The organism is Curtobacterium sp. PhB190 (genome assembly GCF_004365385.1).
GTDB lineage: Bacteria > Actinomycetota > Actinomycetes > Actinomycetales > Microbacteriaceae > Curtobacterium.
This window is the reverse complement of the sequence record NZ_SODN01000001.1, coordinates 528,505-551,954: the sequence shown is the minus strand read 5'-3', so window position 1 is coordinate 551,954 and position 23,450 is coordinate 528,505. Positions and strand designations below refer to the sequence as shown.

20 protein-coding genes are annotated in these 23,450 nt (G+C 72.8%); 13 read left to right on the top strand and 7 right to left on the bottom strand.

Features of this window, described 5'->3' with window-relative positions:
- Nucleotides 1–31: 31 nt before the first annotated feature.
- Nucleotides 32–1,039, top strand: coding sequence for an alpha/beta hydrolase (locus tag EDF47_RS02505; protein WP_131880184.1), 1,008 nt, complete (start codon nucleotides 32–34; stop codon nucleotides 1,037–1,039).
- A gap of 5 nt (nucleotides 1,040–1,044) precedes the next feature.
- Nucleotides 1,045–2,118, top strand: coding sequence for a glycosyltransferase (locus EDF47_RS02500; RefSeq protein WP_131880245.1), 1,074 nt, complete (start codon nucleotides 1,045–1,047; stop codon nucleotides 2,116–2,118).
- Between the two features lie 104 nt (nucleotides 2,119–2,222).
- Here EDF47_RS02500 and EDF47_RS02495 read toward each other — a convergent pair whose 3' ends face one another.
- From EDF47_RS02495 to EDF47_RS02485, 3 genes are read right to left on the bottom strand one after another with little or no spacing between them, the layout of a single operon-like run.
- Entirely contained in the window at nucleotides 2,223–2,963 is a 741-nt protein-coding gene (locus EDF47_RS02495) for a hypothetical protein (protein ID WP_131880182.1), read from the bottom strand.
- A gap of 57 nt (nucleotides 2,964–3,020) precedes the next feature.
- A complete protein-coding gene (locus tag EDF47_RS02490) occupies nucleotides 3,021–3,659 on the bottom strand; it encodes a histidine phosphatase family protein (protein ID WP_133936603.1) in 639 nt (212 codons plus the stop codon).
- Nucleotides 3,656–4,537, bottom strand: a complete 882-nt coding sequence (locus EDF47_RS02485) for a Sir2 family NAD-dependent protein deacetylase (protein ID WP_166673177.1) — start codon at nucleotides 4,535–4,537, stop codon at nucleotides 3,656–3,658. The genes EDF47_RS02490 and EDF47_RS02485 overlap by 4 nt, the downstream gene beginning before the upstream one ends.
- A 174-nt stretch (nucleotides 4,538–4,711) precedes the next feature.
- On the opposite strand from EDF47_RS02485, the gene EDF47_RS02480 reads away from it, so the two are divergent.
- Nucleotides 4,712–5,530, top strand: a complete 819-nt coding sequence (locus EDF47_RS02480; protein ID WP_131847417.1) for an RNA methyltransferase — start codon at nucleotides 4,712–4,714, stop codon at nucleotides 5,528–5,530.
- 35 nt (nucleotides 5,531–5,565) lie between these two features.
- Here EDF47_RS02480 and EDF47_RS02475 read toward each other — a convergent pair whose 3' ends face one another.
- The 3 genes from EDF47_RS02475 to EDF47_RS02465 are packed head-to-tail and all read right to left on the bottom strand — an operon-like array spanning nucleotide 5,566 to nucleotide 8,977.
- Nucleotides 5,566–7,188, bottom strand: coding sequence for an AtzH-like domain-containing protein (locus EDF47_RS02475; protein ID WP_131880176.1), 1,623 nt, complete (start codon nucleotides 7,186–7,188; stop codon nucleotides 5,566–5,568).
- The gene (locus EDF47_RS02470) at nucleotides 7,185–8,285 is read right to left on the bottom strand and encodes an acetamidase/formamidase family protein (RefSeq protein ID WP_131880174.1); all 1,101 of its coding nucleotides are present in this window, start codon (nucleotides 8,283–8,285) and stop codon (nucleotides 7,185–7,187) included. Before EDF47_RS02470 ends, EDF47_RS02475 begins: the two co-directional genes overlap by 4 nt.
- Nucleotides 8,285–8,977, bottom strand: coding sequence for a FadR/GntR family transcriptional regulator (locus tag EDF47_RS02465; protein ID WP_123294389.1), 693 nt, complete (start codon nucleotides 8,975–8,977; stop codon nucleotides 8,285–8,287). The genes EDF47_RS02470 and EDF47_RS02465 overlap by 1 nt, the downstream gene beginning before the upstream one ends.
- 146 nt (nucleotides 8,978–9,123) lie before the next feature.
- Here EDF47_RS02465 and EDF47_RS02460 point away from each other — a divergent pair, with 146 nt between their 5' ends.
- From EDF47_RS02460 to EDF47_RS02445, 4 genes are read left to right on the top strand one after another with little or no spacing between them, the layout of a single operon-like run.
- Nucleotides 9,124–10,455, top strand: a complete 1,332-nt coding sequence (locus EDF47_RS02460) for an amidohydrolase family protein (protein ID WP_123937879.1) — start codon at nucleotides 9,124–9,126, stop codon at nucleotides 10,453–10,455.
- Nucleotides 10,448–11,026 (top strand): DUF1097 domain-containing protein, encoded by a 579-nt coding sequence (locus EDF47_RS02455; RefSeq protein WP_243648776.1) that lies wholly within the window; start codon nucleotides 10,448–10,450, stop codon nucleotides 11,024–11,026. Before EDF47_RS02460 ends, EDF47_RS02455 begins: the two co-directional genes overlap by 8 nt.
- Before the next feature lie 25 nt (nucleotides 11,027–11,051).
- Entirely contained in the window at nucleotides 11,052–12,281 is a 1,230-nt protein-coding gene (locus EDF47_RS02450) for a D-alanyl-D-alanine carboxypeptidase (RefSeq protein ID WP_123294391.1), read from the top strand.
- 50 nt (nucleotides 12,282–12,331) lie between these two features.
- Nucleotides 12,332–13,714, top strand: coding sequence for a serine hydrolase (locus tag EDF47_RS02445; protein WP_131880172.1), 1,383 nt, complete (start codon nucleotides 12,332–12,334; stop codon nucleotides 13,712–13,714).
- A 134-nt stretch (nucleotides 13,715–13,848) separates the two neighbouring features.
- Here EDF47_RS02445 and EDF47_RS02440 read toward each other — a convergent pair whose 3' ends face one another.
- Complete coding sequence (locus EDF47_RS02440; RefSeq protein ID WP_243833989.1) at nucleotides 13,849–14,655, bottom strand: SGNH/GDSL hydrolase family protein; 807 nt, start codon at nucleotides 14,653–14,655, stop codon at nucleotides 13,849–13,851.
- Nucleotides 14,656–14,666: 11 nt separating this feature from the next.
- Between EDF47_RS02440 and EDF47_RS02435 the strand changes: the two genes are divergently transcribed.
- The 6 genes from EDF47_RS02435 to EDF47_RS02410 all read left to right on the top strand — a co-directional run bounded on the left by EDF47_RS02435 (nucleotide 14,667) and on the right by EDF47_RS02410 (nucleotide 23,211).
- A complete protein-coding gene (locus EDF47_RS02435; protein WP_133936606.1) occupies nucleotides 14,667–15,830 on the top strand; it encodes an acyl-CoA dehydrogenase family protein in 1,164 nt (387 codons plus the stop codon).
- 190 nt (nucleotides 15,831–16,020) lie between these two features.
- Nucleotides 16,021–18,348 carry an FUSC family protein gene (locus EDF47_RS02430; RefSeq protein ID WP_131880156.1) on the top strand — a complete coding sequence of 776 codons (2,328 nt, stop codon included), beginning with the start codon at nucleotides 16,021–16,023 and terminating at the stop codon, nucleotides 18,346–18,348.
- Between the two features lie 37 nt (nucleotides 18,349–18,385).
- The gene (gene dinB / locus EDF47_RS02425; RefSeq protein ID WP_131880154.1) at nucleotides 18,386–19,630 is read left to right on the top strand and encodes a DNA polymerase IV; all 1,245 of its coding nucleotides are present in this window, start codon (nucleotides 18,386–18,388) and stop codon (nucleotides 19,628–19,630) included.
- Nucleotides 19,631–19,806: 176 nt separating this feature from the next.
- On the top strand, nucleotides 19,807–21,600 hold the full coding sequence (locus EDF47_RS02420; RefSeq protein WP_131880243.1) for a DEAD/DEAH box helicase: 1,794 nt from the start codon (nucleotides 19,807–19,809) through the stop codon (nucleotides 21,598–21,600).
- A 25-nt stretch (nucleotides 21,601–21,625) separates the two neighbouring features.
- On the top strand, nucleotides 21,626–21,823 hold the full coding sequence (locus EDF47_RS02415; protein ID WP_123294394.1) for a hypothetical protein: 198 nt from the start codon (nucleotides 21,626–21,628) through the stop codon (nucleotides 21,821–21,823).
- A gap of 59 nt (nucleotides 21,824–21,882) precedes the next feature.
- A complete protein-coding gene (locus tag EDF47_RS02410) occupies nucleotides 21,883–23,211 on the top strand; it encodes an FAD-dependent oxidoreductase (protein ID WP_131880152.1) in 1,329 nt (442 codons plus the stop codon).
- Nucleotides 23,212–23,450 lie beyond the last annotated feature (239 nt).

Here is a 23,450-nt window from a genome sequence, read left to right as displayed (position 1 = left end):
TTCGTGCGGTTGTCTTCGTAGACTGGCGCCGATGCAACCGCCCGTGCTCTCCCCGTACCAGTCGCTCATGGCCGCCACACCGGTGGTCCACCGGTCCGTGCAGGTCGACGGCCGCACCACGCACTACTGGGAGTACGGGCCGTCCGACTCGACGCAGACCGTCCTGGCGGTGCACGGGTTCCGCGGCGACCACCACGGCCTCGAGACGATCGCCGCGCACCTGCAGGACGTCCGCGTGATCGTCCCCGACCTGCCCGGCTTCGGCGTGTCCGACCCGCTGCCGGTGTCCGACATCGAGTCGTACGTCGGCTGGCTGCGCGCGTTCCACGAGGCGCTCGGGCTCGGCCGCGACGCCGTCGTCCTCGGCCACTCGTTCGGGTCGATCGTGGTGTCCGCCACCGTGGCCGCCGGGCTCGACACCCGGCTGCTCGTCCTCGTGAACCCGATCGCCGCGCCGGCGCTGCAGGGGCCCCGCGCGGTGGGCACCGGGATCGCGATCGGCTACTACAGGGCCGGCGCGGTGCTGCCGAAGCCGATCGGGCTCGGGATCCTGCGGAACGCCGCCATCGTCCGCGTGATGAGCATCGCGATGCTCAAGTCGCACGACCGCGGGATGCGCCGCTGGGTGCACGACCAGCACGACCGGTACTTCTCGGCCTTCGCGAACCGCACGAGCGTGCTCGAGGCGTTCCGCACCTCGGTCACCCACGACGTGTCCGAGTACGCGGACCGCATCGACGTGCCGGTGCTGATGATCGCCGCGGAGCACGACGACATCACGGCCGTCCCCCAGCAACGCGCCCTGGCCGCCCGCCTGCGCGATGCCGAAGTCGTGGTCATCCCCGGGGTCGGGCACCTGGTGCACTACGAGACACCGGCGCCGGCCGCTGCGGCGGTGCTGCGCCGGATGGCGGACACGGCCGCGCGCCCTGGACGGGGCCGCGGCACCAAGGCGGGCCGATCGTCGGGCGCGGGACGGGCCTCCCGGACGACCGCGACGAAGACGACGACGAGCGACGCGAAGGAGACCGACGCGTGACGCGCCTGCGGATCGGCCTCGATTGCCGCTACGTCCGGATCGGCCGCCACGACGGCATCAGCCGGTTCACCGCCGGGGTCGCCTGGAACCTGCCCGACCGGCACGACGTCGTGCTGCTCGTCCACGACGAGCGCCAGCTCGAGTCCCTGCCGCGCGACCTGCCGTGGGAGCTGCTGCCGGCGCCCACCGACGCGGGGGAGCCGCTCGTCGCACGACGGGTGAACCGGCTCGGCCTCGACGCGGTGTTCTCGCCGATGCAGACGATGGGCTCGCGGGGGCGCGACTACGCGCTCGTGCTCACACTGCACGACCTGATCTACTACCGGAACCGGACGCCTCCGCGCGAGTTCTCGTGGCCGCTCCGGCTCGGGTGGCGCGCGTTCCACCTGTCGTGGGTGCCGCAGCGCGTCCTGCTGAACGGCGCCGACGGGGTGGTCACGGTGTCCGAGACCACCGCGGGGCTCATCGCCGAGCACCGGCTGACGAAGCGTCCCGTGACGGTGGCGTACAACGCTGCCGACCCGGCGGCTCCGCGTGCGGCGGGTGCGCCGCGGGAGCGCTCGCTCGTCTACATGGGGTCGTTCATGCCGTACAAGAACGTCGAGACGCTGGCGGCCGCGCTGCCGCTGCTCGGAGCGGACTGGACCCTGCACTGCATGTCGCGGGTGTCCGACGCCGACCGCGCACGGATCGAGGGGCTCGCGCCGACCGGCTCGATCGTGTTCCACGACGGTGCGACCGACGAGGAGTACCTGTCGGTGCTCCGATCCGCCACGGCCCTGGCGACGGCGTCGTACGACGAGGGCTTCGGCATCCCGCTGGTCGAGGCGATGGGCGTCGGGACCCCGGTCGTCGTGAGCGACATCCCGATCTTCCGCGAGATCGGGGGCGATGCGGCCGAGTACTTCGACCCGGCGTCGCCGTCGGCGGTGGCGGCTGCGGTGCGGCGGGTCGAGGAGCGGTGGGACGAGGCGTCGGCGCAGTCGGTCGAGCGGGCCGCGCGGTTCCGGTGGCAGGACTCGGCGGAGCAGGTCGTGCGGGCGGTCGAGCGGGCCGTGGCCGACCGGCGCGCGCGGTAGCGGGGCGCGGGGGCGGGGGGCGCGTCGGTCGATGCGATACGACATGGTCGACGTCGTACGACATCGGATTCGTCGTTCCGCGTCGGCCACACGACCGGCGACCGCTACTTCGCCGCGACCACCTCGACGCTCGCCCCGGGGAACACCTTGTGCGTCTCCTCGGTCACCCGCGCCACGATCGGCGGGACGGCGGCCCCTCGCCCCGGGGTCTCGACGACGATCGACTGGTCGGCGGCGCGGTCCGACGGCGTGCCACCGCGTTCCCACGAGCAGCGGACGGCCGTGACCCCGCCGATGTGGTCGAGCGTGTCCGCCAGCACCAGGCGCTTCGCGGTCACCGTGCGCGAGTCGGAGACACCCACCTCGAGGGTGCCGAGGTCGGCGATCGCGACGACCCGGACGCCGTTGCCACCGGCCGAGTCGGTCGCGCGGCTCAGCGTCTCGACCAGGTCGGTGCGCGCGGCAGGGTCGAGCGACGGGTCGGCCGTGATCGTCGCGGTGGCGTCGTAGCTCGCGAAGCCGGTCTTCTCGGCCGGGTGGTGGCGGACCTCGGTGACGCCCGGCACGTCGGCGAGCCGGTCGTCGAGGCGGTCGAGTGCCAGGTCCGGCCGGGGGAACACGCCGCCGATGCCGGTCTGCACGCTGCCGATGATGGTACCGAGCACGAGGGCGATCACCCCGGCGACGACGACGGTGCTGCCGCCGATGACGAGCCAGGTGCGTGCCCGTTGCCCGATCGTGCGGGTCTGCACGCTGGCGGTCTCGGGGCCGAAGGCACGGTCGAGGTCGTCGTCCTGCTGGTCAGTGGCTTGCCAGCCACCCGGGTCGGTTCCGTCGGTCACCATGTCGCCCCCTGGTTCGGGTGCGTCGGAGCCTAGTCGCAGGACGGCCGCGCCGCCCGCTCAGCCCCGGCGTTCCAGCGGGTTCTGGTAGTCGAACGCGTACCGCCCGGGCCCGTCCGAGACGTCGTCGATCGGGTCGTCGAACCGGACGAGCTCCGCGTGGAAGCGTTCGGGGTCCCAGCGGAACGAGTGGATCGAGCCGTTGCGGATCGGAGTGGCGTGCCGGTCGGCGGTACCGGGCGCCGCCTCGTTGACCACGCTCCGGATCACCGCGCCGTGGGTGGCGACGACCACGACCCCGCCGTCGAAGCGCACCGCGATCTCACCGAGCGTCTCCGTGATGCGGGCGAGCAGCGCGGACCGGGACTCGCGGCCCGGGATGTCGTCGTGCGGGTACTCCGCCGTGACCTCGGTGTCGGTGAGCCCCTCGGCTTCGCCGTAGGACCGTTCGGCCAGCCCGGCGTACGTCACGGGTGCCGCGAGCCCGAGCCGGTCGGCGATGATCGCCCCGGTCTCGGCGGCACGGGACAGCGGCGAGGCGACGACGGCGTCGAACTGCCGGCGGGTGAGCAGTTCGGCGGCCTCGGCGGCCTGTCGCCGTCCGGTGTCGTTGAGCGGGATGTCGGTGGAACCCTGGATGCGGCGCTGCGCGTTCCAGTCGGTCTCACCGTGCCGGACCAGGTACAGGAGCGTCGTCACCCGTCGATCATCCCAGACGCCGCGGGACCGGCTGCCGCGGGACCGGCTGCCGGGCGACCCGACCCCAGCCGCTCGGCCAGGTGCACCAGCGTCTCGGTCGTCCCGCCGTCGAGCTTCACGGCGGCACGGCGGTCGCTGCGGGTCGCACCGCGGTTCACGATGACCACCGGGTTCTTGCGGCGGGCAGCGTGGTCGACGAGCCGCACGCCGGAGTTCACCGTCAGCGACGACCCCACCACGAGCAGCGCCTCGGCGTCGGCGACGATCGACACCGCCTCGTGGAACTTCTCGGTGGGCACGAACTCGCCGAAGAAGACGACGTCGGGCTTGAGCATCCCGCCGCACACCGAGCAGTCCGGCACCACGAAGCGCTCGACGTCGGTGATCTCGACGTCGCCGTCGGGCTGCAGCTGCACCGAGCCGGGCTCGTCGATCCACGGGTTGGCGCGGTCGATGGTCGTGGCGAGGTCGGCGCGCGAGAACACCTGCCCGCACGTCAGGCAGAGGGCGCGGTCCATCGACCCGTGGATCTCGACCACGCGCCGGGATCCGGCGCGCAGGTGCAGGCCGTCGACGTTCTGCGTGATGACGCCCGTGACGACACCGGCGTCCTCGAGGGCGGCGAGCGCCCGGTGCCCCTCGTTCGGTCGGGCGGCGGCGAAGCTCCGCCAGCCGAGGTGCGAGCCGGCCCAGTACCGCTGCCGTTTGGCGGCGTCGGCGCGGAACTCCTGGAAGGTCATCGGCTTGCGCACGACCCGCCCGGCGCCGCGGTAGTCGGGGATGCCGGAGTCGGTGCTCAGGCCGGCTCCGGAGAGCACGGCGACGCGCTTGCCGGCGAGCACCTCGAGCACGCGGTCGAGGTCCGCCGCGGTCGGCAGACCGGTCGGCTGACCGGTCGTCGCCCCGGTGGGCGGTCCGGTCGTCGACGCAGCATCATCCAGCACCCTGTTCACGGTACCCTCAACAGCCGACCGTCCCGGTCGCTTCCCCTTCGGCGAGACGCGGCGAGACACCGGCTGGCCCACCACCTGCACCACACCGAAACGAGCCCCGTGCACCCCGTCCGCATCGACTCCCTCGACGACCCCCGCCTCGACGACTTCGCCCGTCTGACCGACGTGGCGCTCCGCCGGGTGAGCGAACCGGAGGGCGGCCTGTACATCGCCGAGTCGAACACGGTCATCGAGCGCGCGGTCCGTGCCGGGCACACCCCGCGGAGCATCCTGGTGCAGGAGAAGTGGCTCGACAGCGTGCTGCCCCTGGTCGCCGACCACGACGGTCCGGTCTTCGTGGGCCCGGACGCCCTGCTGGAGGAGCTCACCGGTTTCCGCATGCACCGTGGCGCGATCGCCGCCGTGCAGCGCCCCGAGCTGCCGACGGTCGCCGACGTGGTGCGGGACGCGAAGCTCGTCGTCGTGCTCGAGGACATCGTCGACCACACGAACGTCGGTGCCGTCTTCCGCAGCGTCGCCGGCCTGGGCGCGGACGCGGTCCTCGTGAGCCCGCGCTGCGCCGACCCGCTGTACCGCCGGAGCGTCCGGGTGAGCATGGGCACGGTCCTGCAGATCCCGTGGACCCGCATCGGCGAGTGGCCGGCGGCGGGCGAGGAACTGCGCGCGCAGGGCTTCCACCTCGCCGCGATGGCGCTCACCGACGAGTCGGTCGACCTCGCTGAGTTCACCCGGGACGTCCCCGGCAAGGTCGCGCTCGTAATGGGTACCGAGGGGCAGGGGCTGACGCCCGCCGCGATCGCGTCGGCGGACACCACGGTGCGGATCCCGATGGCGCACGGTGTCGACTCGCTCAACATCGCCGCGGCGAGCGCCGTCGGACTGTGGGCGGTCACCCAGGCCCAGCGGCTCGCTTCCTAGCCACGCCACGGGCGGACCGGGAGGCCCGACTCGCCTCAGTGCTGCAGCATCCGTCCGGCGCGGATCACCAGGGCACGGTCGGTGCCCGGTTCCCCGACCAGGCACACGCCGACGGGGGCTCCGTCGACGGTGAGCGCCGGTGCGCTGACCGCCGGTGTGCCGCCGACGCTCGCGAGGCTCGTCATCGCCGTCGTCGCGGTCCGGGTGCGTTCGAGTGCCGCCGTGTCGGCGGCGATGAGCGGTGCCGGCCCGGGGACCGTCGGGAACAGCAGGGTCCGGCCGGCGAGGGCCGTGCGGATCGTCGCCCGGACGCCGTCGAGTCGCGCGACGGCGTCGGCGGTGGCTGCGGGGTCGTTCGCCCGGGCTGCGGCGAACCGGTCGCCGACGACGGCGCTCAGGCCGCCGGGGTGGGCGTCGATCCAGGCACCGTGGGCGGCGACGGCCTCGGCGGCCTGCACGAGGCGCAGCAGTTCACGCAGGTCGTCGAGGGGCGGGATCCCGAGGTCGGCGAGCCGCACGGTGCCGATCGGGTGGCCGTGCCCTGCGACGAACGCGGTGAAGGCCTCGGCGACGGCCGGCTCGACGAGGTCCAGGAGCTCGGCGGGGACGAAGAGCTCCGGCTCCGCAGGAGCGACCGGATCCGACGGCACCGTGGCGTCGAGCGCCGCGAGCAGGACGTCGGCGCTCCGGGTGAGCCACCCCACCGTGTCGAACGACGGCGCGAGGGGGAGCAGTCCCTGCCGGGAGACCGCGCCGTGGGTCGTCCGGAGGCCCCAGAGTCCCTGGTACGAGGCGGGGACCCGCACCGATCCCGCGGTGTCCGTGCCGATCCCGATCTCGGCCGTGCCGAGACGGACGGCCGATGCGGATCCGCTGGACGAGCCTCCTGGCAGTCGGGTCGGGACCGCCCCGTTGGGCGGGGTGCCGTGGTGTTCGTTGCGTCCGGTCAGGTTGTAGGCGAACTCGTCGGTGCGCGCGATGCCGCGGATCGCGGCGCCGGCGTCGAGGAGCGCCGCGACGGCCGCTGCCGGCGTCGCCTGGACGGGGGACTCGCGCAGGTAGGTCGGGTTGCCGGCGCCGACGGGCTGGCCGGGGACGGCGTAGAGGTCCTTCACCGCGACGGTGAGCCCGTCGAGCGGTCCGGACGCGGTGGGGGCGACGAGCGGGTCGCCGACGGCGCGCCAGACGGTGGTGTCGAAGGCCTTCGGGCGGCCGGTGACGTGGGCTGCCTCGATGCGCCAGCGCGGACCGGCGTCGCCGTGGTCGCTGTTGCTGTTGCTGTTGCTGTTGCTGTTGCTGTTGCTGTTGGTGTCGCTGTCGCGTCGCCACAGCTGCGTCTGGAGGCCCTGCCCGCCCGCCGCGAACTCGGACACCGACACGACGAGGGCGAGTCCCTCGGCCAGGGGGCGGACCTCGACGCGCGTCAGCGACCGGGTCTGGACCCCACCCCGTGCCCCGCGGAACGCGCTGATCGCGTCGTGCCCGACGAGCAGGCCGCGGTCGTCACCGCGCATCGTGCCGGGGGCGTCGACGAATGCGGCGTCGAGCGCGTCGAGGTCGTTCGCGGCGAGGGCGGCCTCGTACGCGTCGAGCGCGTCGAGCAAGCCCTCCGGTGCCGCGGTGCTGGTCTCGTGCGTGCTCGTCTCGTGCGGGCTCATCGTGCGGGCTCCTCGAAGTCGGCCTTGCGGATGCGGGCGTGCGCGCCGGTGACCAGGTCGACCACCTGCGAGATGTTGAAGTCCGTCGCCGCCGACAGGTAGGCGTACGCCAGGTGCGGCTCCATGCCCCAGCGGGCGCCGAGGATCGCGACCGCGTGCCGGACACAGGCGCGGACGGCCTCGTCGAGGTCCGGGTCCATGCCCGTCGGCACGAGGAACTCGTGGGTCTCGACGAGCGGCCAGACCAGGTCGCCGAACTGCTGCGCTGCCTCGGCGGCGGGTGTCACGTCGAACCGGACGGTCGCGCGGAGCGACGCCTCCATCGCGGTGAGCGCGACCTCGCCGTCCCCCTGCGCGAAGTGCGGGTCACCGACGTACGCGAGCACCCCGGGGACCAGGACCGGCAGGTGCAGCTGCGCGCCGACCTGCAGCAGGTTCACGTCGACGTTGCCGCCGTGCCGGCCCGGCGGCACCGAGTGCAGCCGCTCGCCGGGGGTGGCGACGCCCATGATCCCGAGGAAGGGGGCGAGCGGGAAGTGCGCGAAGCGGTCGCGGGCGCCGGTCAGGGGGATGCGGCCCCGCTGACCCGCGGCCGTCTCGACCAGGTCGGCGAAGACGCTGACCGTGGTGCCGTCGACCGGGTACTCGCCGTGCAGGGCGCCGCGGCCGTGCCGGTTCGACACGACGCCGTAGTGCACCCGTGGCAGTGTCTCGAGCACCGTCATGGTCAGGACGTCGCCCGGCTCGGCGCCCGCGATGGCGATCGGACCGGAGACCACGTGCGGGCCGTCGGTGGCAGGGTCCCGGTGGCCGCTCCTGGCGATCGCGACGGCGTCGTCGAGGACGTGCTCCGCGGCGACGCCGTGCGACGCGAAGTACGCGCGGGGGTCACTGCCCTGGTCGGGCAGGATCCCCTCGTGGCTGACGGTGTCGATCGTGACGTCCTCACCGGACGCGATCGTGATGACCGGGCGGTCGTCGGCGTTCGGCAGCCGACCCCACAGGACCGTGTCCGGGTCGACGGGCAGGTACCGGGCCGACCGGATCGGGCCGGCGCCGGGCTGCAGGGTCGGGATCGCGGGGGTGTGTGTGGTCATCATCGGTCGGCCTTCCGTTCGACGAGGTGGGCGACGTCGGCGAGGTGGGCGGTCATCGCGTCACGGGCGCCGTCCTCGTCGTGCCGTCGGATGCAGTCGAGGATCCGTTCGTGCCAGACGAACGACGAGCGGCGACCTTCGCTGGTGCTGTGCGACCGGGCACGGACGTCCTGCACCCACCCGCTGCTGAGCTCGCACAGGGACACCAGCAACGGGTTGCCGGAGGTGCGCGCGACCTGCACGTGGAAGGCGACGTCCTGTGCCAGCGACTCCTCGGGACTGAGTCCCGCGTGCGTGGCGGCGAGGATGCGTTCGAGGGCGAGCAGGTCCGCTTCGCCGGCACGGACGGCGGCGAGACCGGCGACCCGGGGCTCGACCACCGTGCGGAACTCGGCGACGTGCTCGGCCCGCCGCGCCAGGTCGTCGCCGTGCGCTGCGCCCGTCTGCTGTTCGAGCAGGGCGGTCGCCTCCTCGGAGCGCGGCAGCACGACGGTGCCACGGCCGGGTGTCCGGGAGACGAGCCTGCGGCGCTCGAGCTCCTGCATGGCCTCACGCACCGTGGTGCGGGACACGGCGAGGTCCTCGGCCAGGGTCCGTTCCGGCGGGAGCTTGTCGCCGGGTGCGAGGTCCTCGAGCACCAGGCGGGCCAGGTGCGCGGCGGTCGCGGCGCTCAGGGTGCGGCCTCTCTGCATGGACAGGAGCCTAGGGTCCCTTGGTCCGCTTGGTTCATTGGTACGACCAACTTTTACACGCTCGTCACACGTGGCGTCCGAGTCGGAAACACGGCGGGCGAAGGGTGGGTCACGTCCGACCCATCCGATCCGAGGAAGACCCCACCATGGACCTGATCCTGCGCACGGCCCGCCTGACCGACGGCCGCCTGGTCGACGTCCACGTCGCCGACGGCACGATCGTCCGGGTCGCCGAAGCGGGCACAGAGGTCGCCGAAGCGGGCACGGAGGTCGCCGAAGCGGGCACGGAGGTCGAGCCGACCGAGGCGGCGCGCGTCGTGGACTGTGCCGGTCGCGTCGTGATCCCCGGGCTCATCGAGTCCCACCTGCACGTCGACAAGGCACTGCTCGACCGTGAACGACCGAACCCCGACGGCACCCTCGCCGGTGCGATCGCGGTGACGGGGGAACTCAAACGCGGCTTCACCCACGACTCCGTCCGTGACCGCGCCCGGACCCTGCTCGACCAGGCGATCGCCAACGGCACGACACTCGTCCGGGCGCACCCCGACGTCGACCCCGTCGTCGGACTGACCGGCGTCGAGGTGCTCCTCGCCCTGCGCGACGAGTACCGCGACGCCCTGGACCTGCAGATCGTCGCGTTCCCGCAGGAGGGGATCGCGAAGGCGCCGGGCACGCTCGCCCTGCTCCGCCAGGCGCTCGCCGCCGGGGCCGACGTGATCGGTGGCTGCACCTACAACGAGGCGACCCTGGCCGCATGCCACGAGCACGTCGAGACCGTCCTCGACCTCGCCGAGGAGTTCGACGTGCCGGCCGACCTGCACGCCGACTTCGCCGACGACACGTCCGACCCGCGGTTCGCCCTCGCCGGGCACATCGCCGACCGTGTCGCCGCTCGCGGGCTGCGGGACCGGGTCGCCCTCGGACACGTGACCTCGCTCGCCAGTCTGCCCCCGGTCTCGCGCAGCGCCGTGCTCGCGAAACTCGCCGCAGCGGGTGTCGCGGTGGTGCCGCTGCCCGCCACGGACCTGCACCTCGGCGGTCGCTCGGACGACCGGGACGTCCGCCGAGGGGTCGTCCCGGTGCGCGAGCTCTGGGACGCCGGCGTCACGAGCGCCTACTCGTCGAACAACGTCCGCAACGCGTTCACGCCGTTCGGCAACGCGGACCTGCTCGACATCGGGTTGCTGCTCGCGCAGGTGGGGCACCTGTCCGGCCCGGCCGACCTCGGGCGCGTGCTCGAGATGGCCACGTCGTCCGCGGCCCGCGTCGTCGGGGTCTCCGACACCCACGGCATCCGGCCCGGAGCCGCCGCCGACCTCGTCGTCCTGTCGACGACCGACCCCGCGGGCGTCCTGCTCGACCGCCCCGACCGGAACCTCGTGGTCAAGCGCGGCCGCGTCGTCGCGGAGACCACCAGGACCACCCGACTCACTACCGGACCCACCACTCGATCGAAGGAGCTCACCCATGCGTGAACGGATCCCGCACGAGATCGTCGCCTCGGTCCTCGCCGGCACCACGGCGTTCATCGGCGGCAACGCGCTGCACCTGCCCACCTGGGCGATCTTCATCAGCTGGGCGGGGATGTTCCTGCTCGGGGCGAAGCCCACGCTCCGGAACGCCACCCGGCTCTGGGCGGCGATGCCGATCGGGTCCGCCTTCGGCCTCGTGATCGTGCTGCTCGACCAGCGGTTCGGCACGGTGCTCGGCGAGGGGCAGGCCGCGCAGAACACCGTGCTCGCGCTGCTCATCCTGGTCGTCAACTGCGCGCTGATGTACACGGGTCGGACGCGGCTGTTCGGGCTCGTGCCCGGCATGTTCCTCGGGTTCGCGTCCTTCTTCGCCACGTGCTTCGGCGGCTTCGGGTTCGATCCGGGCAACGCGTGGGCGGCATGGGCGTCGGTCGTCGTGATGAACGCGCTCGGTCCGGCGTTCGCGTACCTGTCCCGGCGGCTGACGTTCGCGCGGCCGACCCAGCCCGGCGCGACGACGGACACGCCCACGACGACCCCCGCCGTCGAGCAGCCGGTCGCAGCCAGGGTCTAGGCACCGACCGGTACGCTCGGTTCCCGTGTCACGAGTCGTCCGTCGCCCCCGCTCCGCCGTCCGGAGGCCCGTGACGATCTCCGTCGTCGCGGTCCTGGTGCTCGTCGCCGGGTACCTCGTGGCCGCCGCCGTCGTGCCGTTCGGTCCGGCGAGCGCCGCGACCACCACGTACTCGGCCCCGACGTCGAGCGTGCCGGCGCTGAGCTTCCCCGGCTACGGCGCCACCGCGGTCGAGGCCACCGACTTCCCGGAGAGCCTGCGCACCAGCGGTGACACGAAGCCCCGGTCGATCGCGAGCATCACCAAGATCGTCACGGCGCTCGTGGTCCTCGACGAGAAGCCGATGGCGGCGGGGGAGTCCGGCCCGGCGATCACCTTCACGCCGAAGATGGAGTCGCTCTACGCCAAGTACGCGGCGATGAACGGCGAGGTCGCGCCGATGCCCGCCGGCCTGAAGCTCACCGAGCACCAGGCGTTCCAGGTGATGCTCATGAAGTCGGCGAACAACTACGCCGGCGCCCTCGCCATCTGGGCCTTCGGGTCGATCGCCGAGTACGAGCAGGCGGCGACGAAGTGGCTCGAGGAGCACGACCTCGACGACACCACGATCCACGAGCCGACCGGTCTCGACCCGCAGAACACCTCGACCGCGACCGACCTGGTCGACCTCGGGCAGCTCGCCCTCGCGAACCCGGTGGTAAAGGAGATCGTCGGCACCAAGGACGTCACGATCCCGACGGTCGGCGAGATCGAGAACTCGAACAAACTGCTCGGCCTGGACGGCATCGAGGGCATCAAGACCGGCACCCTCGACGAGGCCGGCGCCTGCCTGCTGTTCGCGGCGACGTACGAGCGCGGCGGCCGTGACGTGACGGTCATCGGCGTGATGCTCGGCGGTGTCGACCACGACTCGCTCGACGTCGACGTGCAACGGCTGCTCCGGTCGGTCGCGGACAACTTCCAGGTCGTGCCCCTGACCCACGCCGGCCAGACCTTCGGCACGTTCTCCACCCCCTGGCAGGACGAGGCCGACGCGGTCACCGCGAAGGCGGCCGAGGTCCTGGTCTGGGGCAAGACGAAGGTCCGGGCGAAGGCGCACCTCGACGAGGTCACCCTCGGGACGAAGGGCGAGCGGGTCGGGAAGGTCCGCTTCACGGTCACGAACCACGACCCGGTGTCGGTGCCGCTCGTGCTCGAGCGGACGATCGACGACCCCGGCGTCTGGTGGCGCTGGACGAACCCGTTCCAGGGCTGACGGTGCTCGCGCGCTGACGCGCACCACCCGGAGTCCGTACTGTCGGACGGGTGACGACGACGAAGACGTTCCCCCGGACCACCCCCTCCGCCCTCGACATCGACGCCCGCGGTGTGCTCGCGTTCGTCGACGCCCTCGAGTCGACCCCCGGTGTCGAGCCGCACAGCCTGATGCTGCTCCGCCACGGCCAGGTCGCTGCCGAGGGGTGGTGGCAGCCGTACGCAGCCGACCGGGTGCACCTGCTCTACTCGCTCAGCAAGAGCTTCACCGCAGCGGCGGTCGGCATCGCGGTGCGCGAGGGATTGATCGACCTCGACGCGACCGCACTGTCGTACTTCCCCGAGCTCGACGACGAGATCACGGACGAAGGCAGCCGCCGCATCCGGGTCCGGCACCTGCTCGCGATGGCGAGCGGGCACCGCGAGGACGCCATCGACCGGGCTCGTGAGGCCGACCGCATGGACGTCGTGCGTGGCTTCCTGCTCCTGCCGCCGGACGAGGAGCCCGGCTCGCTCTTCACCTACAACCAGCCGTGCACGTACACGCTCGCCGCGATCGTCCGGCGGGTCAGCGGCGGTTCGCTGGTCGACTACCTGCGTCCCCGGCTGCTCGACCCGCTCGGCATCGACGACCTCGCCTGGCGCCGCGACGAGTCCGGCGGCGAGCTCGGCTTCAGTGGCTGCTACACCACGACGTCGGCGGTCGCCGCGCTCGGGCAGCTGTACCTGCAGCGCGGCGTCTGGGAGGGCGAGCGGATCCTCGACGAGGACTGGGTCGCGGCCGCCACGCGCAAGCAGATCGACAACCTCGACGAGGAGAACCCGGACTGGTCGCAGGGCTACGGCTTCCAGTTCTGGATGGCCCGCCACGGCTTCCGCGGCGACGGCGCCTACGGCCAGTTCTGCGTCGTCCTGCCGGAGCACGACGTCGTCCTCGCGATCACGGGACAGAGCCTCGACATGCAGGCGGTCCTCGACGCGGCCTGGCAGCACCTGCTGCCCGCCGTCGACCGGCCGTCCGACACGGGTGCGGACACCGTCCTGGAGGCCCGGCTCGCCTCCCTGGGGCTGCCCGCGGTGAGTGGCGCCGCGGTCCCCGAGCACGTGGCCGGTCGTGCACTCCGCGTGCTGCCCGGTGCGGCGCTCGACGCCGTGGGCTTCGACCGCGGGGCCCACGGGATCCGGCTGACCGTGTCGGCCGACGGAGCGTCGGCGTCGGTGCCGGTCGGCGAGGGGGAGTGGGCCGTCGAGGGTGCCCTCGCAGCGAGCGCCGCGACCCAGCCGGACGGCGCCGTGCTCGTCGCGCTCCGTTTCGTGGAGACACCGCACCTGCTGCACCTGCGCGTCGACCTCGACGCGGGCACGGTCGGGACGACGTGGGAGACCGAACCGCTGCACGACGGCGCGCTGACGCTGCACCGGCCCGCCGACTGACCTCTGCCGACCACAGGGTGCGCACGTCGCGGTTCGCGCCCCCGTGCCGTCATCGCGCCCTGGGGAGTCGGGGCGCGATGACCGTGGTGGGGTGCGGCCGGGGAGGCGTGCGGACTCGGATGGGCGTCGTCCGGCTACGGGGTGTCGGACTTGTGCTCGACGACGTCCTGCAGCTCGGGGCGCTTGGCGGAGACGCCGTCGCCCGACGAGGTGTGCTTGATGCGGCGGACGACCCACGGCACCAGGTACTCCTTCGCCCAGCCGAGGTCCTCGGCGCGGGCCTCACGCCACGGCCGGGCCTCGAGCGGTTCGGGGTTGAACGGTTCCAGACCGTGCGGCGCGCCGAGGGCGTCGAGCACCGCGGCGGCGATCGTGGCGTGCCCCGTGGGGGAGTGGTGGAGCCGGTCCGGTGCCCACATGCGCGGGTCGCGGAGCACCCGGAGGGCCCACATGTCCGCCACCAGTGCGCCGTGCTTCAGGGCGATCGCGTGCAGGTTCTCGTTGTAGATCGCCGTCTTGCCGCGCACCATGCCGAGCACCGGCGTCATGCCGACGTCGGGCCCGGTGAACAGCACCACGGTGGCGCCGTCGCTCTGCAGCCTGGACACCATGGCGTCCACCCGCTCGGCGAGTTCGTCGGGATCGGAGCCCGGCCGGATGATGTCGTTGCCCCCGGCGGACACCGTGACCAGGTCCGGACGGAGCGCGAGCGCCGGTTCGACCTGATCGTCGATGATCTGCTGCAGCAGCCGCCCGCGGATCGCCAGGTTGGCGTACGCGAAGTCGTCGGACCCGTGGGCGAGCACCTCGGCCACTCGGTCCGCCCAACCCCGGTTCCCCCCGGGGACGGTGGGGTCGGGGTCGCCGATCCCCTCGGTGAACGAGTCACCGATCGCGACGTACCTGGACCACGGATGACGATCTGACACGCTCCGGACCATAGTCTCGTGCCATGACGAAGGCCAACACGGGCGCAGCCGCCTGGACCGTGCCGGACGACCTGCTCGCCCGCATCGCCGAACGCGCCCCCGGGTACGACGCCGCCAACGCGTTCTGCGCCGAGGACCTCGAGGAACTCCGCGCCGCGGGCTACCTGCGCATCGGGGTGCCGGTGGCGCAGGGTGGCTCTGGTCTCGGCCTCCGCGCCACGGTCGGTGTCCAGCGGACCCTCGCCCAGGCCGCACCGGCGACGGCGCTCGGCCTGGGGATGCACCAGGTGTGGGTGCAGGCGGCGCGCGCCGTGACTGCGCGAGGTGCGTCGTTCCTCCAGGCCGTCACCGACCACGCGTCGGACGACCACCTGCTGGCCTTCGGGGTGAGCGAACCCGGCAACGACGCCGTCCTGTTCGACTCGTCGACGACGGCGGAGCCGGACGGCGACGGCGGGTACCGCTTCACCGGTACCAAGGTCTTCACCTCGCTCGCACCGGCGTGGGACGTCCTGAGCGTGTTCGGCAAGGACACCTCCGGCCCGGAACCGCGGCTGGTGCACGGCTTCGTGCTCCGGTCCGACGGCGACGTCGAGCACCTGGACGACTGGGACACCCTCGGCATGCGGGCCACGCAGAGCCGCACGACGAAGCTGCACGGCGTGCACGTCCCCGCCGACCGCATCGTCCGGTCGCTGCCGGTCGGGCCGAACCAGGACCCGCTCGTGTTCGGGGTCTTCGCGGCGTTCGAGCTGCTCATCGCCTCGGTGTACGTCGGGATCGCCGAACGTGCGATCACGCTGGCGGTGTCCGCCGTCGGACGTCGCGTCGCGGCAGACGGCTCGCTCCGGTCGCAGGACCCGGACGTCCGGCGTGCGATCGCGGACCTGCGCGGCGCCGTCGACGCGATCACCCTGCAGGTCGACGCGCTCGCCCGATCGGTGGACGAACAGGACGACCTCGGTGCCCGGTGGTTCCCGCTGCTCGTCGGCACGAAGGCGCGGGCGGTGGACACCGCCCAGCACGTGGTGGACGAGGCCATGCGGGTGGTCGGGGGCTCGGCGTTCCGGTCCTCGAGCGAACTCGCCCGCCTGGCGCGCGACGTCCGGGCCGGCCAGTACCACCCGTCGTCGCGGGACTCGGCGGCGCGCACGCTCGCGGCGTCGGTGCTCGGCCCGCCCGCCTGACGCGGACGCGTGCGGCCGGCCGCGTGCCCCGGTGCGAGGTTGATCCCTCCGTGCGGCCCTGTAGCGCCGCACCGAGCGATCAACCTCGCACCGAGCGCCGAAGGCCGCACCGTGCGGCTGCCGACCGCACAGCCGGATAGTTAGCATCCGGTACGATTAGCCTCCCGAGCGCAGAGGAGGCGGCCGACTCGTGCCGAGGACCGACACCACGAACCGGACCGCTCCCCGTCGACGGACCCGCTCCCGGCGACTCGCCGACGCGGCCCTCGCGCTCGACCCCGGGCTCGTGAAGACCGACGGCGCCCTCCGCACCCTGGTCGCGGTGCCCGCCGGCATGGCCGTGGGGTACGCCGTCGCGACAGCGTTCGGCCTGCCCGCGATCCTGGGCGTGATGATCGGCGCGATGCCCGCGTTCATCACCTGCCTGGTCATCGTCGACCCGAGCACCGGCCGGACGGCTGCCCGCACCGGAGCCGTCCTCGTGCCGTTCGTCGTCGCCCTCGCCGGCAGCATCGCCCTGCAGCCGTTCCGGCTCCTCGAGCTCGTGCTCATCGTCGTGCTGCTGTTCCTGCAGTTCGCCGCGGCCGCGTGGGGCGCGTGGGCCGCCGACGCCGCGATCGTCGGGTTCGCCGGGTACCTGTGCGGGCTGCTCCTCCCGCTGCCCGAGACGAGTGTCGTGCCGCTCGGCCTGGTCGTGGCCGCTTCGCTCGCTGCGACGGTCCTGGTCCGCCTGGTGCTCCGACCGGACGCGCACCGTGCCCTGTTGCGTACCCGCCGTGGTTTCGTCGCCCGTGGCTCGGCCGTGCTCGAGGCCGCTGCCGCCGTCCTCGCCGCGGCGGACGACCCGGCCGCACGACGCCGCACCCTGCGCCGCCTCCGTCGCAGCCGCGACCGGTACCACGAGATCGCGTTGACGGTCGACGGGATGCTCGCCGCGAGCGGGGTGGACGCCGACACCACGGCCGAGGAGCTCCACCGGCTCGTGTTCGACACGCACTTCGCCGTCGACGAGCTCGGGCGCGGTGCCGGTGCCCTCGTCGAGCACGGCGCGCCGTCGGACGTCCGGCACGCCGCGCTCCGTGCCGTCACGATCGTCCTGCGCCACGGCGGCGGGCACGGCGAGGACGCCGCACAGACCCTGCTCGCCCGCTACGGCATCACGGCGTCCGCCGGCGACCCCGACTCGCGCACGACGGCCGTCGTCCGTCGGATGGCCGCCGAGTTCACCGACCTGCAGGGCGCCGGGCTGCGGTGGCGCGAGCTCCGCGACGAACTGCCGCGCCGCGGCGACGGCGTCGCGTTGGCAGCGCCCTTCGTCACGCCCGTCGTCCTCGCCGGCGGCCGCCCGGCCGGGGCCGTGCCGGTGCTCGCCGACACCGTCGCCGACGGCCCCTGGCGCCGCTGGCGACTCTCCGTCTCGCTGCGCACCGCGGTGCACGCCGCGATCGCCGTCGCGATCGTCGAGCCCCTCGCGCTGCTGCTCGACGGCCCGCGGTTCTACTGGGGCGTGATCGGCGTGATGATCGTCCTCGCCGGCACGAACACCACGCACGAGCGGGTCCGCAAGGGCCTGCACCGCGCCGTCGGCACGGTCGTCGGCGGCGCCGTCGGCATCGTCCTCGTGCACGTCGTCGGCACGGCGCACCCCTGGTTCACGCTCGTGCTCGTCTGCGTCCTGCTCGCGGTCGGCACGTACGGTTTCGGCGGCGTCTACTCGGTCTGGGTCGCGTGCCTGGTCGTCGTCCTGTGCCAGGTGTACGCGTTCTCCGGCAGCTTCACCGACTCGCTCATCCCGATCCGCCTCGCCGAGAACCTGCTCGGCGCCGCGGTCGCCGTGCTCGTGAGCGCCGTCGTCCTCCCGATCGCCACCCGGGCCGTCATCCGACGGGCCGTGCGCCGGCAGCTGACCGCGGTCCGGGCGTTCGTGCTCGCGCTGGTCGGGGTCGATGCGGACGCCGAGGCGGACGCGACCGACGGTGCGGGCGCGAGCCGGGCCTCCCGGTCCGCCGACACGGCCACCGATGCCGCCGCACCCGACCTGCGCGCACGATCGCGCGCCGTCGACGCGGCCACCTACCAACTGGACGCCGTCCTGCGCCCGATGGTGCGGTTCCCGACGGGCGGACCCGCCCGCGCGGATGCCAGGACCCGGACGTCCCTGCAGGCGGCGGCGACGTTCGCGCGCGAGGCGGCCGGGAGGCTCGGCTCGCCCCCGCAGGACCCGCCCGCCGCCCTGGTCGGTGCCGCCCACCGCCTCGCCGCGTCGATCGCGGACCTGGCCGACGGCATCGTGGCCGGGCCACGGTCCGCCGCGCCGGCGCCGGTCTGGGCGCGGGTCGGCGACCAGCTCGACACGGCGGTGGGCGCGGCGGCGGGTGGTCCGGACCAGCAGACCGTCGAGGTCGCGGCGCACGCGCTGGGCCGCATCGACGAGGCGCTCGCGCTGCTGGCCGACCGGCACCGGGCGACCGTTCTCGGCGAGACCGCCACGCGTTCGGCGGCCCCCGGCGCACGGTGAGCCCGGCGATGTCGGTGGTCCCTGGCATCATCTCGGTGTGAGCAAGCAGGACGGAAGCAACCGGCTCGTCTCCGACGCGCCAGTGCACGACGTCTCGGCGACCGTGCTGCACGTCGACATGGACGCCTTCTTCGCGTCCGTCGAACTGCTCGACCGACCCGACCTGGTGGGTCTGCCGGTCATCGTCGGCCACGACTCCGACCGCTCCGTGGTCACCGCTGCCACCTACGAAGCCCGTCGGTACGGCGTGAACTCCGCCATGCCGATGGCCATCGCGAAGCGCCGCTGCCCGAACGCGATCATCGTCGAGCCGCACTTCGAGAAGTACCGCGACCAGTCCGCCGCGGTGATGGCGGTCTTCGACCGGTTCACGCCGCGGGTCGAACGGCTCGGCATCGACGAAGCGTTCCTCGACGTCGCCGGCGCGCTCCGGCTGTACGGCACGCCGTGGGAGATCGGCCGGGCCATCCGGCGCACGGTCCACGCCGAGACGGGCCTGCACTGCTCGGTCGGCGCCGCGTCGACCAAGTTCGTGGCGAAGCTCGCATCGAGCCGGTCCAAGCCGGACGGGCTGCTCGTCGTGCCCGCGGCCGACACCATCGCGTTCCTGCACCCGCAGCCGGTCTCGGCGCTGTGGGGCGTGGGTGGCAAGACGCAGGAGACCCTCGAGCGCCGCGGCATCCGCACCGTCGGCGACCTGGCGAACACGCCCCTCGGGTCACTCGTGTCCGCGCTCGGGCCAGCCGGTGGCCAGCGCCTGCACGACCTGTCCTGGGGGCGCGACCCACGCGTCGTCGACACCGGCGTGGGCGAGAAGTCCATCGGGCACGAGGTCACGTTCGGCCACGACCTGACCGAGCGGGACGACGTCGCGCGCGAGCTCCTGCGCCTCGCCGACAAGGTCGCCGTCCGCCTGCGCCACGCCGACGTGCAGGCCCGCACCGTCGCGCTCAAGGTCCGCTACACCGACTTCACCACGCTCACCCGGTCGCGCACCCTCGCCGAGCCCACCGACGTCGCCAAGCGGCTGCACCGCGAAGCCGTCGAGCTGTACGACGTGCTGCACCGACCGGGCAACCGGATCCGGCTCATCGGGGTCCGCGGCGAGAACCTCGTGCCGGCCGCCGCGAGCAACGCGCTCTGGGACGACGACGCGCCGTGGCGCGAGACCGAGACCACGGTCGACGCGGTCGCCGCGCGCTTCGGCGCAGGCGTGCTGCGACCGGCATCCCTGGTCCGCCGGACCCCCGACGGCCACGTCCCGCACGCCAGGCAGGACTGACGGTGGCGGTAGAATCAGGTCCAGTGAGCGCAGCGGAGTACGAACATCAGCAGCCCGCCACGCTGTGGGCCGAGTCGGGGGACGATCACACGTCGTCGACGTCTTCGTCGTCGGTGTCCGCGCAGTCATCGGCGCACGCCGACGCCGTGGCACGGGACGAAGCCGACGCGGCCGCCCTGGCCGAGGCAGCCGGCAACTCGGCCGTCCAGCACCTGTCGCCGGCGTTCCCGGACCGAGCCGCGTGGGGCACCGCGTCGAAGCTCCGGGCGTGGCAGGTCGAAGCCCTCACGAAGTACTTCGAGTCCGAGCCGCGTGACTTCCTGACGGCCGCGACGCCCGGCGCCGGCAAGACGACGTTCGCGCTCCGCCTGGCCACCGAGCTGCTGGCGCGCGGCACCGTCGACCGCATCGTGGTCGTCGCCCCCACCGAGCACCTGAAGCGGCAGTGGGCGGACTCCGCTGACCGCGTGGGCATCCGCATCGACCCGATGTTCAAGAACGGCGACGGCATGTTCGGCCGGCACTACCAGGGCGTCGCGATCACGTACGCCCAGGTCGGCATGAACCCCGAGGTGCACAAGACGATCACCGAGGGCGGGCGCACCCTGGTCGTACTCGACGAGGTCCACCACGGCGGCGACGCACTCACCTGGGGCGACGGCATCCGGGAAGCCTTCTCCGGTGCCACCCGACGGCTCTCGCTGTCGGGCACGCCGTTCCGGTCCGACACCGCGCCGATCCCGTTCGTCCAGTACGCCCCCGACGAGCAGGGCATCCGCACCTCGATCTCCGACTACAACTACGGCTACGGCCGGGCGCTCAAGGACGGCGTCGTCCGGCCCGTGCTGTTCATGGCGTACGCCGGCCAGATGCGCTGGAAGACCCGGATGGGCGACGAGATGTCGGCTTCCCTGGGCGAACAGGTCACGAAGGACATCACCGCGCAGGCCTGGCGCACCGCGCTGTCGCCCGAGGGTGAGTGGATGCCGGCCGTGCTGTCCGCCGCCGACAAGCGCCTGACCGAGGTGCGCCGTGGCGTGCCCGACGCCGGTGGTCTGGTCATCGCGACGGACACCACCACGGCCCGCGCCTACGCCCGGATCCTGCAGCAGATCACGGGGGAGCGGCCGACGGTCGTCCTGTCCGACGAAGCCGCCGGGTCCAGCCGGATCAGCGCGTTCGCCGACGACACCTCGCGGTGGATGGTCGCCGTGCGCATGGTGTCCGAGGGCGTCGACGTCCCGCGGCTCTGCGTCGGCGTGTACGCCACGAGCGCGAGCACCCCGCTGTTCTTCGCCCAGGTGATCGGTCGCTTCGTGCGTGCTCGGCGCCGTGGCGAGACCGCCTCGGTGTTCCTGCCGAGCGTGCCCGGACTGATGGCACTGGCGGCGACGCTCGAGCTCGAACGCGACCACGCCCTCGACCGTCCGAAGGACGCCGACGACGGCATGTACAACCCCGAAGACGCGATGGTGGCCGAGGCCACCAAGGAAGACCGCGCGTCCGAGAGCCTGCTCGAGGTCCAGCCGTTCGAGGCGCTCGACTCGCAGGCGTCGTTCGACCGCGTCCTCTACGACGGCGGCGAGTTCGGCACCGGCGGCGAGGTCGGGTCGCTCGAGGAACTCGACTTCATCGGCATCCCGGGGCTCCTCGAACCCGACCAGGTGCGCGACCTGCTCCGGGCGCGCCAGGCGACCCAGGCGAAGCGCTCCAAGGGCCGGGCGGTCAAGGACGGCCAGCCGAAGGCCGCCGAGCCCGAGAACCGCCCGATGTACATGACCATCAAGGAGCAGCGGACCGAGCTCGCGCGACTCGTGTCGATCTGGTCCCGGCACTCCAACGAGCCGCACGGCTCCATCCACGCCGAACTCCGGCGCATCAGCGGTGGGCCGGCCGTGGCACAGGCGAGCATCGAGCAGATCCAGAAGCGCATCGACGTCCTGCGCTCCCGCATCGGCGGGCGCCGGTGACGGGTCCGGTCCGGGCGGTCCGCCCGTGATCGAGTCCGTCGACGACCGCACCTGGTACGTCAAGCGCGACGCCGAGTCCTCCCCAGAGGCGATCATCGACCGGTTCGGCGGTGGGTACCGGTTGCGACGGTTCTCGCTGACCGAGTCCCGACGCACCGCGCACGGGGTCTACATGGGTCTCGACCTCGCTGAGACGGCCTGGTGGCGACTCCGAGAGCGCTGATTCGCTCAGGAAGTGCGGCGTTCATGACGTTGACGGCCCGTATCCGGTAGACCGGAGGAATGGCAGACTCGATCCCTCACGTCCTCGTCCTCGGCGGCGGCTCCGCTGGCTACAGCACCGTCAAGCAGCTGCAGAAGCACGCCGCGACCGTGCCCATGCGCATCACGCTCGTGGACCAGAACACCTACTACACGTACCTGCCGTTCCTGCCCGAGGTCGCCGGCGGCCACATCGCCCCGAAGGACGTGACCGTCGAGCTGCGCCGTGCGCTCCGCAAGACGCGCGTCATCCAGGGCAAGGTCACCGGCATCTCGTCGAAGGACAAGACCGTCTCGATCGCGACCGCCGGTGGCGACGACCGCACGCTCGGCTACGACCAGCTCGTCGTCGCACTCGGCTCGGTCACCCGCACCTTCCCGACCCCCGGACTCGAGGAGTACGGCGTCGGCTTCAAGAGCGTGGAAGAGGCCGCCTACGTGCGCGCCAAGCTCCTCGACAACATCGCCAAGGCCGCTGCCACCCGTGACGAGGACGAGCGTCGTCGTCTGCTGACCAGCGTCTTCGTCGGCGGTGGCTACACCGGCGTCGAGGCGATCGGCGAGCTGTTCGACGTCTCGCAGGCCGCCATCAAGACCTACCCGTCGCTCGCGGGGGAGCACCCCCGCTGGATCCTCATCGACGCGCTCGACCGTGTCGCGCCCGAGGTCGGCCCGGAGCTGTCCAAGTGGACGCTCGAGTCGCTCCGCGCCCGCGGCATCGACGTGCGCCTGAAGACCACCATGCCGAGCGCCGAGGGCGGCATCGTCAAGCTCTCCGACGGCGACGAGATCCCCACCGGGCTGCTCGTCTGGACCGCCGGCGTGAAGCCGAACCCGCTGCTCGACGCCTCCGACCTGCCCCGCGGACCGAAGGGCCACCTCGCCGCCAACGCGAAGCTCCAGGTCGAGGCCGAGGACACGCACGAAGTGGTCCCGGGTGTCTGGGGTCTCGGCGACGTCGCACAGGTGCCCGACCTGACCGCCGACAAGCAGCCGGCGTTCTACCCGCCGAACGCGCAGAACGCCGTCCGTCAGGCCGTCGTCGCGGCGGACAACGTCGTCGCGACGATCACCGGCAAGCCCCTCGAGGAGTACCGCCACCCCTCGATCGGCACGGTTGCCTCGTACGGTGTCGCCAAGGGTGCCGCCAACATCAAGGGCATCAAGATGACGAACCTGCTCGCCTGGCTCGCCCACCGCGCGTACCACGTGTACGCGATGCCGACGCTGAACCGCAAGGCGCGCATCGTCATCGGCTGGGTCACCGGTGCCGTCTCAGGCCGCGACGCGACCTCGCTCATCAAGGAGACGGACCCGCGCCGCAACTTCGTCGAGGCGTCGAAGTCCTAGACGCAACCACCTGACGGACGGGAGGCGCGGTGTCAGCTGGCACCGCGCCTCCCGTCCGTTCGTGCGTGCGCTGTCTTGCTCGCTGCCGGATGCGTGCGCATCTTCCGACGCTCCACTTGTCGATCGACGCGTGCTCCGTCGGAAGATGCGCACTCATCCAGTGCGTGTGCATGTTCCGACAGCACACGAGTCGTTCCCCTGGTGGTCTGTCGGAACTTGCTCACGCATCGGCCGTGAGC

Bases quoted from the DNA above. Each gene is read 5' to 3' on its own strand.
- EDF47_RS02410 (WP_131880152.1), top strand. From the start codon at position 21,883: ATGGCAGACTCGATCCCTCACGTCCTCGTCCTCGGCGGCGGCTCCGCT.
- EDF47_RS02465 (WP_123294389.1), bottom strand. From the start codon at position 8,977: ATGCAGAGAGGCCGCACCCTGAGCGCCGCGACCGCCGCGCACCTGGCC.
- EDF47_RS02470 (WP_131880174.1), bottom strand. From the start codon at position 8,285: ATGACCACACACACCCCCGCGATCCCGACCCTGCAGCCCGGCGCCGGC.
- EDF47_RS02440 (WP_243833989.1), bottom strand. From the start codon at position 14,655: ATGGTCCGGAGCGTGTCAGATCGTCATCCGTGGTCCAGGTACGTCGCG.
- EDF47_RS02505 (WP_131880184.1), top strand. From the start codon at position 32: ATGCAACCGCCCGTGCTCTCCCCGTACCAGTCGCTCATGGCCGCCACA.
- EDF47_RS02455 (WP_243648776.1), top strand. From the start codon at position 10,448: ATGCGTGAACGGATCCCGCACGAGATCGTCGCCTCGGTCCTCGCCGGC.
- EDF47_RS02460 (WP_123937879.1), top strand. From the start codon at position 9,124: ATGGACCTGATCCTGCGCACGGCCCGCCTGACCGACGGCCGCCTGGTC.
- EDF47_RS02475 (WP_131880176.1), bottom strand. From the start codon at position 7,188: ATGAGCCCGCACGAGACGAGCACGCACGAGACCAGCACCGCGGCACCG.
- EDF47_RS02495 (WP_131880182.1), bottom strand. From the start codon at position 2,963: ATGGTGACCGACGGAACCGACCCGGGTGGCTGGCAAGCCACTGACCAG.
- EDF47_RS02435 (WP_133936606.1), top strand. From the start codon at position 14,667: ATGACGAAGGCCAACACGGGCGCAGCCGCCTGGACCGTGCCGGACGAC.